This is a genomic window from Anaerosphaera multitolerans, assembly GCF_004006535.1.
GTDB classification, from domain to species: domain Bacteria; phylum Bacillota; class Clostridia; order Tissierellales; family Peptoniphilaceae; genus Anaerosphaera; species Anaerosphaera multitolerans.
Map to the genome: position 1 here is coordinate 56,259 of NZ_RLIH01000008.1, position 15,480 is coordinate 71,738.

At 34.5% G+C, this 15,480-nt stretch carries 12 protein-coding genes and 1 other annotated feature; all 12 genes read right to left on the reverse strand.

The window, feature by feature from the left end:
* Positions 1–2: 2 nt before the first annotated feature.
* The 12 genes from ilvB to EF514_RS06670 all read right to left on the reverse strand — a co-directional run bounded on the left by ilvB (position 3) and on the right by EF514_RS06670 (position 15,480).
* A complete protein-coding gene (gene ilvB, locus EF514_RS06615; protein WP_127724648.1) occupies positions 3–1,664 on the reverse strand; it encodes a biosynthetic-type acetolactate synthase large subunit in 1,662 nt (553 codons plus the stop codon).
* A 21-nt stretch (positions 1,665–1,685) separates the two neighbouring features.
* Complete coding sequence (locus tag EF514_RS06620; RefSeq protein WP_127724649.1) at positions 1,686–2,453, reverse strand: ABC transporter ATP-binding protein; 768 nt, start codon at positions 2,451–2,453, stop codon at positions 1,686–1,688.
* Entirely contained in the window at positions 2,450–3,508 is a 1,059-nt protein-coding gene (leuB, locus tag EF514_RS06625) for a 3-isopropylmalate dehydrogenase (RefSeq protein WP_127724650.1), read from the reverse strand. The genes EF514_RS06620 and leuB overlap by 4 nt, the downstream gene beginning before the upstream one ends.
* Positions 3,505–4,089: a 3-isopropylmalate dehydratase small subunit gene (gene leuD, locus EF514_RS06630; RefSeq protein WP_205666386.1), complete on the reverse strand. Its 585-nt coding sequence runs from the start codon at positions 4,087–4,089 to the stop codon at positions 3,505–3,507. The genes leuB and leuD overlap by 4 nt, the downstream gene beginning before the upstream one ends.
* Positions 4,082–5,446, reverse strand: coding sequence for a 3-isopropylmalate dehydratase large subunit (gene leuC, locus EF514_RS06635; protein ID WP_240649024.1), 1,365 nt, complete (start codon positions 5,444–5,446; stop codon positions 4,082–4,084). Before leuC ends, leuD begins: the two co-directional genes overlap by 8 nt.
* A complete protein-coding gene (locus tag EF514_RS06640) occupies positions 5,430–6,947 on the reverse strand; it encodes a 2-isopropylmalate synthase (RefSeq protein ID WP_127724651.1) in 1,518 nt (505 codons plus the stop codon). Before EF514_RS06640 ends, leuC begins: the two co-directional genes overlap by 17 nt.
* Positions 6,948–6,988: 41 nt before the next feature.
* Positions 6,989–7,201 (reverse strand) — a binding site (T-box leader).
* A gap of 141 nt (positions 7,202–7,342) precedes the next feature.
* The gene (locus EF514_RS06645; protein ID WP_127724652.1) at positions 7,343–8,713 is read right to left on the reverse strand and encodes an MATE family efflux transporter; all 1,371 of its coding nucleotides are present in this window, start codon (positions 8,711–8,713) and stop codon (positions 7,343–7,345) included.
* A gap of 9 nt (positions 8,714–8,722) precedes the next feature.
* Positions 8,723–10,996, reverse strand: coding sequence for an ATP-dependent DNA helicase (locus tag EF514_RS06650; RefSeq protein ID WP_127724653.1), 2,274 nt, complete (start codon positions 10,994–10,996; stop codon positions 8,723–8,725).
* A 97-nt stretch (positions 10,997–11,093) separates the two neighbouring features.
* Positions 11,094–12,101 carry an electron transfer flavoprotein subunit alpha/FixB family protein gene (locus EF514_RS06655; RefSeq protein ID WP_127724654.1) on the reverse strand — a complete coding sequence of 336 codons (1,008 nt, stop codon included), beginning with the start codon at positions 12,099–12,101 and terminating at the stop codon, positions 11,094–11,096.
* Between the two features lie 16 nt (positions 12,102–12,117).
* Complete coding sequence (locus EF514_RS06660; RefSeq protein WP_127724655.1) at positions 12,118–12,912, reverse strand: electron transfer flavoprotein subunit beta/FixA family protein; 795 nt, start codon at positions 12,910–12,912, stop codon at positions 12,118–12,120.
* A gap of 14 nt (positions 12,913–12,926) precedes the next feature.
* Positions 12,927–14,069 (reverse strand): acyl-CoA dehydrogenase, encoded by a 1,143-nt coding sequence (locus EF514_RS06665; RefSeq protein WP_127724656.1) that lies wholly within the window; start codon positions 14,067–14,069, stop codon positions 12,927–12,929.
* A gap of 157 nt (positions 14,070–14,226) precedes the next feature.
* Positions 14,227–15,480, reverse strand: a complete 1,254-nt coding sequence (locus EF514_RS06670) for a glucose-6-phosphate isomerase (protein WP_127724657.1) — start codon at positions 15,478–15,480, stop codon at positions 14,227–14,229.

A 15,480-nucleotide genomic window follows, 5' to 3' on the forward strand; every position in this document is an offset into this window, starting at 1 on the left:
TCTTACCCCAATATTAAATCATCTACAGTTCCCCCTGCAGGTATCATAGGAAGAACCGCTTCATCTTCATCTATCTTAACTTCTATTATTACAGGTACATCCACCTTTAAACTGTCATTAAAACTTTCTTTAAATTCCTCTATTGTACTACAGCTATAGCCCTTTGCGCCAAAGGCATCTGCCAGTTTAACATAGTCGGTTTTCTTCTTGTTGTCAGTATGACTGTACCTATCCTCATATAGGAAATGCTGCCACTGTCTAACCATTCCCAAATTGTCATTGTTCATAACTATGGCAATAATCTTTATTCCATACTTAACAGCAGTAGTAACTTCATTCATGTTCATATGAAAAGACCCATCTCCCGATACCAACACCACAGGCTTTTCAGGATTTGCCACCTTCGCTCCAATTGAAGCTCCGTAACCGAATCCCATAGTACCCAAACCTGCACTGGTTAAGAAACTCCTTGGATGTATCTTGCCACAGTACTGAGCTGCCCACATTTGATGCTGACCAACATCTGTCACCATAATAAAATCTTCACCTAATTTTTCAGATACGTAATTTATAATTTGATGAGGCTTTAAAATTTCATCGCTGTCTTTAGGAACGTAGTCTCTGGTTTTAAAATCTCTCAAAGTAGCAAGCCATTCACTGCGATTTCGCTCTTCAATCATCGGCAGTAGATTTCTAAGTATTACCTTTATATCTCCCACCACTCCAAAATCTACAAGGACATTTTTATCTATTTCACTTTTATCAATATCAAGTTGTACTATTTTTGCATGAGGAGCAAACTTCTTGGTATTTAGCGCTACTCTGTCTGAAAATCTGGCACCTATTGCAATTAACAAATCCGCATTTTCAATGGCGTAGTTACTGCTTACCTTACCATGCATTCCCACCATTCCAAAATTCAATTCATCATCATAATCTAAAACCCCTATTGCCATAAGTGTATTACAGGCAGGTATTTTATTTTTCTTTATTAAATCCCTTAGCTCCTTATAGCTTTCCGAAGCCGTTACTCCTCCGCCACAATAGATAAAAGGCCTTTCAGATTTATTAATAATCTCTGCTAATTCTTTCAACTCATCTAAATTATAATCGCTTTTCGGTTCACATACGATTTTTTCTTTAGGCTCATACTCCGCATAATCAAGAATTACGTTTTTCGGAACATCTACTAAAACCGGGCCCTTCCTTCCCGTATTTGCTATTTTAAAAGCCCTGCGTATAGTATCCTGTAATTCATTTATATCACTTACTAAAAAATTATGCTTTGTAATTGGCATTGTAATTCCGGTGATGTAAATTTCTTGAAAGCTGTCTTTTCCAATTAAACTCATTGGAACATTTCCGGTAATGCAGACCATTGGAATACTATCCATAAATGCCGTTGCAATACCCGTTACTAAATTTGTAGCCCCGGGACCACTTGTGGCCAAAGCTACTCCCGTCTTACCCGTACTTCTACCGTAACCATCAGCAGCATGAGCAGCTCCTTGCTCATCACAGGTAAGGATATGGTTAATTTTATCCTTATAGTCATAAAGAGCGTCATAGATATCTATAATAGCTCCGCCGGGATAACCGAATATGGTATCCACTCCCTGATCTATAAGTGTTTTTATTATTATTTCTGCTCCTTTATATTTCATTCAATCACCTTTCATAAGTAATTAACTTAATTTAACCCATGCTCTTCCCCTATTCCACTCCAGCTTTACATTTAAGTCATATAAATTCGATAGATTTTCATCTGTTAAAATATTTTCTTTCAATCCAGCTTTAAATATCCTGCCTTCTTTTATCAACATAATATTTGTAATAAAAGGCATTATTTCATTTATGTCGTGAGTAATATAAATAATATTTGTCTCCTCTTCAATTTCCTGTAAAAATTTAAGCAAACTTTCTTTTTGATATAAGTCCAATGAGGCACAGGGTTCATCTAATATTAAAATTTCAGGATTTGAAATTAAACTTCTCACTATTAAAACCTTTTTCTTCTCGCCTTGTGATAAATTCCTGTAATTTTTATCTTCTAAATCCTCTAAGGAAAACTGTTTAATATATTCCCTTGTCTTTGCTATTTCAAAATCTTTAACCTCTTCATAAATACCTATGGTCTTTTTAATTCCCGATAGGACAATATCAAAGACACTTTGTCTATAAAAAACTTCATTAAACTTATCCATTGTAGATGAAACTATTCCCACTTTATCCTTTACTCTATTCCAATTTCCCTTTCCAAACTCCACTCCAAAAGCTTTTATACTTCCCTTTGAAGCTATGGTATAGGCCATTAACATGGAAAATAAAGTGGACTTTCCGGAGCCGTTAGGACCTAGTATGGCCCAATTTTCTCCCTTATTTATTTTAAAACTCACATCTTCAATTATTTTTCTTCCGTCTCTTATAAATGAAACATTACTATATTCAATCATTTTATTCTCTTCACTACTTCTCTTGTTATTTCCCTTGTTCCCAAATAATTTTTACTGTCTAAGTCAAAAGTTCTAAAACCTTCCTCTAGAACGTCTTCCACTGCCCTTTCAATTATTTTAGCCTCATAATCCATTTTAAAAGAATATCTAAGCATTAAGGCACAGGATAAAATAGTTGCCAGTGGGTTTGCCAGATTTTTTCCGGCTATGTCGGGAGCTGAACCATGAATAGGTTCATACAATCCCATCTTCTCTCCTAAACTGGCTGAAGGTAAAAGTCCTATTGAACCGGATATTTGACTGGCTTCATCTGAGAGAATATCTCCAAAAATATTATTTGTCAGTATGCAGTCAAAATAGGCGGGATTTCTTACAAGTTGCATTGCAGCATTATCAACATACATAAAGTCCAGAGCAACTTCCTTGTAACCCTCTGCCACTTTTTTAACTACTTCTCTCCAAAGTTTTGATGAATCCATTACATTTGCCTTATCTACTAAAGTCACTTTCTGCTTTCTAAGTAAACTCATTTCAAAGGCATATCTTGCAATTCTCTCAATTTCTTCTTCATTATATCTTTCTTCATCAAAAGCTGTTTTTAATCCCTTTTCAACTACTGTTCCTCTATTTCCAAAATAAATTCCACCCATTAACTCACGTACAATTAAAATATCAACATCCTTTATATATTCAGGCTTTAATGGTGAATTATCCTTTAGAGAATCATATATTTTACAAGGTCTTAAATTTGCAAATACTCCAAGGGACTTTCTCAATCTTAAAAGCCCTTTTTCAGGTCGCTTTTCCGACTCTATATTGTCCCATTTTTCTCCGCCCACAGCTCCCAGCAAAACTGCATTGGCTGATTTACAAATAGCCTCCGTCTCTTTAGGGTAGGGATCTCCAAAATTATCTATTGCATCTCCTCCGATTTTTCCATAGCTATATTCAAAATCCACCTTTGAAACTTCTTGGATTTTATCCATTACCTCTATGGCACAATCTATAATTTCAGGTCCTATCCCGTCTCCCTTTAAAATTGCTATCTTTTTCATCTCTTGTGTGTCCTTTCATATTCTTCAATATCATCAATATAGGTCAGTATTTCCTCAATACTGTCCTCGCCCTTTAACAATTTTTCCTTAAAGGCCTCCTCAATTTCAAAATTGAAAGTTAAATCTCCACAAGTGATGCTTTGATCAGCCAAGTTAACGACGACTTCAACTCCCTTTCTTGCCTCTTCAATTAACTTCATTCTATCTTCCCTATTTAAAATAATAGGTAAATTTAAATTGTTAATCCAATTCATATAAAATATTGGAGAATAGCTTCCCGCTATTACCACTCTGATTCCGTAGTCCTGTAAGGCCCATGCGGCATGTTCTCTTGACGAACCGCAACCGAAGTTTTCGCCAACTATCAATATAGTATTTTCTCTATTCTCCTCTTTATTCAATTCAAAATCTTCTATGACCTTTCCATCTTCGTCATATCTCCAAGGAAAAAATAAAGCGTCTTCAAAACCTGTGCGTTTGGTGGTCTTTAAAAAGTTCTTGGGAATTAAAATATCCGTATCTATGTTGTCTTTAAATATTACACTTGCCTTTGAATTAATTACCTCTAATTTCTTATTCAATTTCCACCCTCCCTGCTACAGCACATTTAGCCGCCATATATGGAGACATTAAGTGTGTTCTGGACAAATGCCCCTGTCTTCCTTCAAAGTTTCGATTTGAAGTGGAGGCACAGTGTACCTTCTCTGCTATTCTATCTTCATTCATTGCTAGACAGTAAGAACAACCAGGCATTCTAAACTCACATCCTGCATCTATAAAAATCTTATCCAAGCCCTCTTCTTCACATTGATTTTTTGCCAGCATTGAGCCTGGAACTACTATACATCTAATATCTTCATGTACCTTTTTGCCTTTTAAAACTTCAGCGGCAATTCGCATATCCTGTATTCTTCCATTTGTGCAGGACCCTATAAATACAACTTCTATTGGAATATCCTCAACAGTCATTCCTGGCTTTAACTCCATATAGTCATAGGCCTTCTTCAATTCCTCGGTATTTGCCTCTGGAAATTTCTCATCTATTGAAACTGTCATTGACGGATTGGTTCCAAAACTTACATGAGGTTTTAAATTTGTAACGTCTAAGATTTTTATCTCATCAAATAAATCTTCACTGTCAGTCTTTAATGTTTCCACATATTTTAAATACTTTTCAAATTCCTCGCCCTTTGGCGTATATTTCCTATCCTTAATATATTCAACAGTCTTTTCATCAGGTCGTATAATACCGAATTTTGCTCCCGCCTCTATTGCCATATTACAAAGTGTAAGTCTATCTTCCACTTCCATATTCTCAATAGTTTCACCGTAAAATTCAATTGCATAACCAGTTCCAAAAGAAGTTGAATGTTCTTTTATCAGGTGTAAAATAATATCCTTAGCTGAGACATTTTCAGGAAGTACACCTGTTATTTTTATTCCCATATTCTTCGGTCTCTTTTGCCATAGACATTGAGTTGCAAATACTTCCTCTACTTCACTGGTTCCAATACCAAAGGCAATAGCTCCCATTGCACCGTGAGTTGCCGTATGACTGTCTCCGCAGACTATAGTCTTTCCAGGCAGACTTAAACCCATTTCAGGCCCAATCATATGGACTATTCCGTTATATTCGCTGTCCATGTCATATAGCTCTATTCCAAAATCTCTACAGTTTTTTTCCAAACTGTCCAACTGCTCTACAGATAGAGGATCTTCAATTTTTTTCCTATGCTCTTTTATTGTCGGAGTGTTGTGATCCATAGTTGCAAAAGTTCTATCCGGTCTTCTCAACTTTCTATTTTTCAGTCTCAATCCCTCAAAGGCTTGAGGTGATGTAACTTCATGAATTAAATGAAGATCTATATATAATAAATCCTTCTCGTCCTTTGATACCACAACGTGTTCGTCCCAAATTTTATTAAATAGCGTCTTCAATAACTTCACCTCCACTAAATTGGTTAATAGCATTGACATAGGCCAAAATACTTGACTTTATAATATCGCTACTAATTCCCTTACCTGCATAAATCTCTCCATCATGTTCCACTCTTAAAATGGTTTCTCCCAAGGCATCCTTTCCTTGTGTTACTGAGTATATGGAAAATTCTTTAAGCTTTATATCTGAACCGCTTATTTTACCCATACAATCAAAGGCCGCATCTATAGGTCCTCTACCGGAACCAACCATTTCAATTACTTCATCTTCCTTCTTTATCTTAATAACTGTTTTTGATTCCTTTCCGTCACTGGTAAAGGCATTGTAGTCAATAAGTTCATATCCGCCTTCAACCTTTTGGAATTCCCTAATCATAATTGCATGTATATCTTCATCAAATACAGTTTTCTTAACATCAGATAATTCTTTAAACTTTACAAATAACTCTTCTAATTCATCATCATTTATTTCATAACCCAATTCGTTTAACTTATCTCTAAGGGCATGTTTGCCTGAGTGTTTACCTAAAACTAAAGAATTTTTATTTAAACCTATGCTCTTCGGATCCATAATCTCATAAGTAGTTCTCTCCTTTAATACTCCGTGTTGGTGTATTCCCGATTCATGAGCAAAGGCATTTTTACCTACAATCGGCTTGTTAGGGCTGATCTTCACTCCCGTTATATGAGAGAGTAAGTTTGAAGAGTTCATAATTTCCTCTGTCACTATGTTAGTATCTTTTTTATAGTAGTCCTTCCTCGTCTTCAAGGCCATGACCAGTTCTTCCAAAGATGCATTTCCAGCTCTTTCGCCAATTCCGTTAATAGTACATTCAACTTGCGTTGCTCCGGCTTCAATGGCAGCAAGTGAATTTGCTACAGCCAAGCCTAAGTCGTTATGACAGTGTACTGAAATATCTACATTTTCAATTCCCTTTGTTCCCTCTTTAATTTCCTTAATGAAATTATGATATTCATTTGGCGTCACATAACCTACAGTGTCCGGAATATTTATAGTAGTAGCGCCCGCCTCAATAGCAGTTTCAAAAACCTTACATAGAAATTTGACATTACTTCTAGTGGCATCTTCTGCTGAAAATTCAATATCATCACACTTGCTCTTAGCATAACTGACATACTTTTGAATTCTCTCCAGCACTTCTTCTTCCGTCATTTCCAGCTTGTACTTCATGTGAATTTCACTAGTTGCTAAAAAGACATGTAATCTCGGTTTAACTGCTTTTTTTACAGCATCATAGGCAATGTCAATATCTTTTTTTACACATCTTGCCAAAGAAGCTACAGTTGCATTTTTAATAACTCTGGATAATTCTTCAACAGATCTGAAGTCTCCTGGGGACGAACTGGCAAATCCTGCTTCAATTACGTCTACTCCTAACCTTTCCAGTTGTCTTGCCATTTGAATTTTTTCACTTAAATTCATTGAACACCCCGGTGACTGTTCCCCATCTCTTAAAGTAGTATCAAATATCTTTATCAATTTTCTTCCCTCCTAATAAAAAAACCCAGAGAAATTAAATTCTCTGGGACGAATTATCGCGGTACCACCCACACTTATTGAAATATAAAAATATATTCAATCACTCAAATACTTTAACGGATATTAGCCGTCACCTCCTAATAATTTCAGAGATGAAGCGAGAAAGTGAGTCGTAAAATATTCCGTTGTCTCTTCACACCAACCAGAGACTCTCTTTGAACTTTCCATTTTACCGTCTTCCCCATTGCTTTTCTGGTAATTAGAAGGTATTATACTATAATTTTTTCATCGTGTAAAGTATAAAAGTCAACTTTATTTTTATGATAACGTTTCTAAATTTAAAAGGTGCTAAATTTTTTAAAATTTACAACTTAAATTTAATAATTTTAAACTGTTTAACCTTGAAATTTTTCCATATTTATTCTAAATCCATTGGTCTTTTTTTCAATATAAATAAATATTAAAAGAATTACTATTCCTTTAAAGGCACCCGATAAACTCATAGTCCACCATATTCCGGAAATTGCCAAGGGTTTCATTAAAAAATAAGCCATTGGTATCCTTGCCGCATTTAGTACGACTCCGTTAATTGCTGGGTACTTAGTCAATCCCAGACCGTTTAACATACCTGACACCCCTATTTCCATGGCAAGTAAAGTAGCAGTTATTCCCAGTATCATTAAGTAGTTTCCGCCTTCACTTATCACTTCCAAATCATTAGGTGTGAAAAGTTTAAATAGGTGTTTGCTTCCAAAAATCATAACGGCAGATGCAAATAATCCCAAGGAAATTATTAACTTAAGGCATACCTTTTTTGCCTCTTCTAATCTGTCAAAATTTTTAGCTCCATAATTTTGTCCGAAGAAGGAAGAAAAAGCGGTTGCAAATCCTTCAGCACTCATCCAGGATATGGATTCTATTTGTGAACCTATGGCATAAGTTGCCACTCCAACGGAGCCGAAAATTGCTATGTACTGATTTAATTTAATTCCTATTAGAGAATGAAATAAACTTTGTATCGAAACAGGAATTCCCAATTTTAAAGTTTGTAAAATAAATTTTTTATTTATCTTCTCAAAGAAATTTAGCTTAGTATATATTTCACCATACTTAATTCCAATAAAAATATATATAATAACTCCAATAATTTGAGCCATAATTGTTGCCAGTGCCGCTCCCTTCATTCCCATCGGTCTTATAGGTCCAAATCCGAAAATAAAAATCGGATCTGCCACAATATTAAAAACCAGCGAAATCAATGAAACTTTAAAAGGCGTGGAACTGTTTCCCTGTGAATAAAAAATTGAGGAAAAGAAGGGAATAAGGAAAGTAAAAATCAATCCAAATGAAATTACAGTATGATATTCCAAAGCTAAACTTTCCACAACTTTTTCCAATTTAAAATATCCGTACAAAGATTCCTTAAAAGTCAAATATATTAAAGTAGTTACCAGCCATAATGACAACGTTACTTGAAAACCGCTAACTACCACACTTTTAATTTCCGATTCATCTCCTCTGCCATAGGCATGTGAAAGACCGACAGACATACCCGTCTTAGTTATTAAAGTAATAGCTTGAGCCGCCCACACAAAAAAACCGCAGGAGCCCACTGCCGCCACAGCTTCAGTGGAAAGCCGTCCAAGCCAAATTAAGTCCACTAAAGTATAGGTCATCTGTATAAAGGCGATACCCATTAAGGGCAAAGCCATTTTTATTATTGATTTTGTAATATTTCCGCTTAATAAAATTTCTCTTCTAGACATAAGCCCTACCTAATTATATTTTATTCTCTTAATTTTCTTCCAACTTTTAGGCAATAAATTTCTATAGGGCTGGTACAAAAACCTGTCGTCAATTAATAAAACGCTGCCCCTATCCTCACTACTCCTAATAACTCTTCCCGCCGCCTGGGAAACTTTGTTTATTCCGGGATAGATATAGGAATATTCAAAACCCCTACTACTTTTTTTATTGTAATAATCTTTTATTAAATTTCTCTCTATTGAAATACCCGGTAAGCCTACGGAAACTATTGCCACTCCATTTAACCGCTCTCCAATTAAATCTATCCCCTCGGAAAATACTCCGCCCAAAACTACAAAGGCAATTAAACTTTCCCCTTCTTTAAATTTATCTAGAAATTCTCTTCTTTCAACTTCCCTTAGGTCCGATTTCTGACAAACTACATTTTTAGTATTTTTATGAAACTTATTATAAACTGTTTCCATAAACTTATAAGATGGGAAGAAAAGCATAAAATTTCCTTTTCTATTAGTATAGTTTTCCAATACTTCAGTAATTTTTCCGTAGTTTTGTTCTCTATGTTGGTACCTTGTAGAAATAGGCACAACACCTACTTTTAAATTATCAGGATTAAAGGGTGAAGTCAATCTCAATTTATAATAGTCTTCTGCTCCCAAAACGTCTCCATAAAACTCCATTGGCGACAAAGTAGCAGAAAAGAAAATAGAAGCCTCTGCTCTTTTTAAAATATATTTAAAAATCGGAGCGGTATCAATACAAAAAAGTTTAAAGAATACATCTTCATCTTCCTTTAAAATTAAAACACTGTAATTTTCGCCATAGTAGTCTGAAATTTTTATAAATTTTGAAAAGTCAAAGTATAAGTCCAGTACGTCCTCATAAAATTCATTATCTTTCTTACTTACTAAAAATCTCTCCATTAGCCTTATTGAAATTAATATCTCGTTTAAAAATTCCTCATCTAAGTTATTTAGAACAAGGTGGTTGCCCCTAATACCATCTATATGTTTTTTTATCTCCTCTGAAACAACCTTAAGTCTATCATTAATTTTAAAATAATTTTCCTCCAGAACCTCCATTGTTCTTTCAATTTTATTTAAAGAAAGTTCACAACTGTACATTTCTCTACTTCTATCAACTAAATTATGACTTTCATCAATTAGGAAAGTATATTTCTCAACAGAATCTTCAAAAAATCTTCTAAGGTATACATTGGGGTCAAAGGCATAGTTGTAGTCACATATTACCAAGTCGGAATAAATAGCCATATCAAGTTGAAACTCCATTGGACAGACTATATATTTTTGGGAATATTCCACAATTTTTTCCATAGTTAAGTCCACCTCATTTTCATAAATATCAATTATGGCATCATTTACTCTGTCAAAGTGACCTTTTGCATAGGGACAGTCATTTGGATTACACTTTACAGATTCATTTATACAAATTTTCTCTTTGGCTGTTAAAGTTAAAGTTTTAAAGTGGAAATTTTCCTTGGATAAATTTTCCACTGCATTGTTTGCAGCCTCTTTAGTAGTTGAACGAGCTGTCAAATAAAATATTTTATCTGTAAATCCACTTGAAATTGATTTAATGGCGGGAAACAACGTTGAAATTGTCTTTCCAATTCCCGTAGGTGCTTCCGCAAAGAGCACCTTACCCTCCTCTATAGTTCTGTAAACAGCCACTGCCATTTCCCTCTGTCCCTTTCTATAGTCAGGAAAGGGAAATTTCAAGTTTTCAATATCCATATCTCTTAACTTTTTAAAATTTAAAATCATAATACTGAAATCTAAATATATGTCCAAGAGATTTAAATAAAATTTCTCTAACTCATCCACGTTAAATTTCTCTACAATTTGTTTGATTTCCTTTGTTTCCACTTGGAAGTAGGTAATTTGAATTTCAATTTCAGAAATTTCCTTTTCAACGCAGTAAAAATATCCATAACACTTTGCCTGAGCCCAGTGAAGTGGATTGGAATTATACTTTAAATCATCTAAACTCCTTGTAGTGGACTTTATTTCATCGATTAATACTTCTTCTCCCCTGTGAAATATTCCATCGGCTCTACCTTCAACAAGAAACGTAATTTCTTTGTACTTTGTTATATTTTTTAAAGTCACTTCACTTTCATAATCTCTCCCATATTCCCTTTGAAGCTTTTTATGAATTTTTTGACCTTCTCTCATTCTGCTAACACCGGTAAATGTATTGTCAATATCGCCGCTTCTCATAACAAAGTCTATAAGTGAATGGACTGATAACTTAATTTCTTTCATAATGTTCCTATCTTTAAATTTATTTACTATATATTATACAGGCAGTTAATATTATATACAAAAAAAGAGAGGATTTCTCCTCTCCTAATTTCAATTATTAAATTTCAGCTTTTTCTTCTTTTGCTTTTTTAAGTGCTTCTGCTAATTTAGGAACTATTGCATTTACATCTCCTACAACGCCTAAGTCAGCTACTTCAAAGATAGGTGCATCTTCTGTTTTATTAACTGCAATAATTAAATCAGATTCTTCCATTCCAGCTAAGTGCTGAATTGCTCCTGAAATACCCATTGCAAAATAAACTTCAGGTCTTACTGTCTTTCCAGTTTGTCCTACTTGATGGTCTTTAGTAATCCATCCGGCATCAACTGCCGCTCTTGAAGATGAAATTTCAGCTCCAAGAACTTTAGCAAGATCTTCAAGCGGTTGGAAACCTTCCGGTCCACCGATTCCACGTCCACCGGAAACCAATATCTTAGCTTCTGTAATATCTTTTTTCTTTGATTCTATCTTTAAGATATCCTTAATAGTTACGTTCATATCTTCCGGTACAAAGTCTATTTTCTTTTCAACTATTTCACCTGTCCGACTATTATCCGTATCTATAGCCTGCATAACTCCAGGTCTAACTGTAGCCATTTGCGGTCTATGGTCTTCACATAGAATAGTTGCCATTAAGTTACCGCCAAAAGCCGGACGAGTCATCATAAGATTTTTGCTCTCAGGATCTATTTCCAATTTTGTACAGTCAGCTGTAAGTCCTGTATGGATTCTTGCAGCAAGACGTGGAGCTAAATCACGGCCTATTGAAGTTGCACCGTAAATAACAATTTCCGGATCATTTTCTTTTATAATTTCATTTATAGCTTTTGCATATGGCTCAGTTACATATTCTTTAAGAATTGGATCTTCAACATATATAACCTTATCAGCACCATGCTTTATAAGAACTTCAGCTTGACCTTTTATGTTTTCTCCAAGAAGCATTGCAACTACATTTTGGCCAAGATCATCAGCAAGTTCTCTTGCTTTTCCCAGTAATTCTATTCCAACTTTTTGTAGAACATTATCTCTTTGTTCTATAAATACAAATACATCTTTGCTCATTATTACACGCTCCTTATTAGATAATATACTTCTCTTGAAGCTTAGTTACTATCGCCTTTGCCGCATCATCTGCTGTTAAGTCTGTTAAAAGTATTCCTTCGCCCTTACCTTGTTTAGGGAAAGACTTTTTAACCTTTGTAGGTGAACCTTTTAATCCGATATTAGCAAGATCAAGTTTATCTTTAATATCATCTAAGCCCCAAACTTTAACTTCTTTTTGATAAGCATCAAAAACTCCTCCTACTGACATATATCTAGGAGCTGCAAGTTCAGTTATAGCTGTAATTACACAAGGCATTTTAGCCTCTATAATATGGTATCTATCTTCATATTGTCTCTTAACGATTACTTTATCGCCTTCAACTTTAATTTCTTCAGCATAAGTTATTTGAGGGATTCCCAAATGTTCAGCGATTTGAGGTCCTACTTGAGCTGTATCACCGTCAATAGCTTGACGTCCGGTAATTATTAAATCATAATCTAAGTGCTCTAGGGCACCTGTAATTGTACAAGATGTCGCCCAAGTGTCAGCACCACCAAAAGCTCTATCTGTTACTAGAATAGCTTCATCAGCACCCATTGCAAGAGCTTCTCTCAAAGCTAAATCAGCTTGAGGAGGTCCCATTGTAAGTACTGTAATCGTAACATTTTCAGGGTCTTTATCTTTTAATTGAAGAGCTGCTTCAAGGCCAGCTTTATCATCTGGATTTATAATACTTGGTACTCCTTCTCTTATTAGAGTATTAGTAACTGGATCAAGTCTTACTTCATTTGTATCAGGTACTTGTTTTATACAAACAACAATTTTCATATCTTTACCTCCGATTAATTTACACCCATCCATGCTGAAACTACCATCTTCATAACTTCGGAAGTTCCTTCATAGATTTCTGTAATTTTTGCGTCTCTCATCATTCTTTCAATTGGATAGTCTCTAGTATAACCGTATCCACCAAATAATTGTAAGCAACGTCTTGTTACATCAGAAGCTGTTTCTGCAGCAAATAACTTTGCCATTGCAGCTGCATGAGAGTAAGATTCTTTATTTTGTTTCATATCAGCAGCTCTATATACTAATAATCTTGCTGCTTCTGTATTTGTTTTCATATCAGCAAGTTCAAATTGAGTATTTTGGAATTGAGAAATTCTTCTTCCAAATTGCTTTCTCTCTTTAACATACTGAATTGTTTCATCAATAGCACCTTCAGCAATACCTAAGGCTTGAGCAGCGATTCCAATACGTCCGCCATCTAAAGTCTTCATTGCCAAACCAAATCCTTTTCCTTCACGGCCAAGTAAATTTTCTTTTGGAATTCTACAGTTTTCAAATATTAACTCACAAGTTGAACTACCTCTAATTCCCATTTTATCTTCAGGCTCTCCAACTCTAAATCCCGGAGTATCTTTCTCTACAATAAATGCTGAAATTCCTCTTGTTCCCTTACTCTTATCAGTCATAGCAATTATTATAAATACATCGGCAATACCCGCATTGGTAATGAAGATTTTAGTTCCGTTAAGTACATATTCGTCACCGTCAAGAACAGCTACTGTTTGTTGTCCTGCAGCATCTGTACCTGCGCCCGGTTCAGTTAAACCGAAAGCACCTATTTTCTTTCCGCTAAGTAAATCCGGTAAGTATTTTCTCTTCTGTTCTTCAGTTCCGTTCTCATAAATAGGAGCCGCACAAAGTGAAGTATGTGCAGAAACTATAACGCCTGTTGTAGCATCTTTTTTAGAAAGTTCTTCAATTGCCATTGCGTAAGCAAGATAATCCGCACCTTGTCCACCATATTCTTTTGGAAATGGTATACCAAAGAAGCCGTATTTAGCCATTTTTCTAACGTTTTCCATAGGAACTTGCTCTGTTGCATCGGTTTCTTGAGCTACTGGTTCAACTTCGTTAACCGCAAATGCTTCAAACATTTGTTGCAATAGAAGGTGTTCTTTATCCATTCTAAAATCCATTTAATATCCCCCTTATATTCTCTGGTTTCGATTTAAAAGTATGTTATTTTATTAACATACCCATAAGCTTAATTATATCATTTGTTCCAATTAATTCAAGCATTCTTTAAAATTAACTTGTAATTTATATGTTTTAATACTATTTTTCTATAAAACACTATATCTTATTTTCTCCTAGAGCAAGTCTCTTTAATATATTTTTATATTTTTCAACTCCCGGTTGAGTAAAGGGATTTACTCCAAATAAAACCGAGGACAATGCACAACTGCACATAAAAAAGTATAGTACTTGTCCTAAATTATATTCATCAACTCTGTCTATTTGTAAAGTTAAATTTCTAACTCCATTTTCTCTATGAGCTAACGTAACAGCTTCAAATAATAATTTGTTTAACTCATTCATAGAACAATTATTTATTGCATCTAAAATCTTACCGTCTATAGCCTCTTTAATATCTCCATTGTGATTTACCACCTCAATTGTCGTTTCAAAAATATTTCCCGGTCCCTCTTGAAGATATTGGCCCATTGAATGAAGGTCTTGGGTGTAAATTAGATAACTAGGGAAAATAGCATCTTTTGATTTACCCTCGGATTCTCCAAAAAGCTGGACATACCACTTAGATAAATATTCCATTTTAGCATCATAAGTACAAAGTATTTCAATGGTCTTTCCCTCTTTGTAAAGCAAGTACCTGCTAAGAGAGTATTTAAAACAAGGATTCTCATTGTATTTTAAGTCCATTAAAGAACTGTGAAAGTCACTAGCACCTCTTAATAATTCTTTTACATCTAAACCTGCAATTGCCATAGGTAAAAGCCCTACACTGGTAAGTACTGAATATCTTCCTCCAACATCTTCCGGAACAGAAAAACTCTTAAATCCTTCTTCTTTACACTCTTTTCGCAAATAACCGCTTTTCTCATCAGTTACTATAAAAATTCTCTCTTTATAGTCTTTAAATCTATCTTTAAAATAGGATTTAATTACACTATAGCTTAAAACAGTTTCAACAGTATTTCCCGATTTTGAAATTACGACCATACAAGGATTCTTTTTCTCTATAAAGGTCAAAACCTTTGAAAGATATTCTCCCGACAAAGAATTACCTATATAGATTAAATTGGGCTCCTCCTTTAAATCAAAAGTTTTACCTTTCACAGCATCTATTACAGCCTTGGAACCCAGATAGGATCCTCCTATAGAACATATTAATACACAGTCATAACTTTTTCTTATATCGTCTGAAACTTTTAATATCTCATCAATGTTTAAAAGGGATTTTATAGGATTAAACCACCCCATAAAACCCCTGTAATCTCTTAATAATTTATCTACTGACTTTTCTATTAAAGTTATATTTTTCTCTAAAGTATCTTCATTTAAATAATCATCTATAAATTCTAGCAA

What these genes read in the sequence shown, in the direction of transcription:
- EF514_RS06655 (WP_127724654.1), bottom strand. Translation starts at nt 12,101, where the DNA reads ATGAGCAAAGATGTATTTGTATTTATAGAACAAAGAGATAATGTTCTA.
- EF514_RS06650 (WP_127724653.1), bottom strand. Translation starts at nt 10,996, where the DNA reads ATGAAAGAAATTAAGTTATCAGTCCATTCACTTATAGACTTTGTTATG.
- EF514_RS06665 (WP_127724656.1), bottom strand. Translation starts at nt 14,069, where the DNA reads ATGGATTTTAGAATGGATAAAGAACACCTTCTATTGCAACAAATGTTT.
- EF514_RS06645 (WP_127724652.1), bottom strand. Translation starts at nt 8,713, where the DNA reads ATGTCTAGAAGAGAAATTTTATTAAGCGGAAATATTACAAAATCAATA.
- ilvB (WP_127724648.1), bottom strand. Translation starts at nt 1,664, where the DNA reads ATGAAATATAAAGGAGCAGAAATAATAATAAAAACACTTATAGATCAG.
- EF514_RS06620 (WP_127724649.1), bottom strand. Translation starts at nt 2,453, where the DNA reads ATGATTGAATATAGTAATGTTTCATTTATAAGAGACGGAAGAAAAATA.
- leuB (WP_127724650.1), bottom strand. Translation starts at nt 3,508, where the DNA reads ATGAAAAAGATAGCAATTTTAAAGGGAGACGGGATAGGACCTGAAATT.
- EF514_RS06660 (WP_127724655.1), bottom strand. Translation starts at nt 12,912, where the DNA reads ATGAAAATTGTTGTTTGTATAAAACAAGTACCTGATACAAATGAAGTA.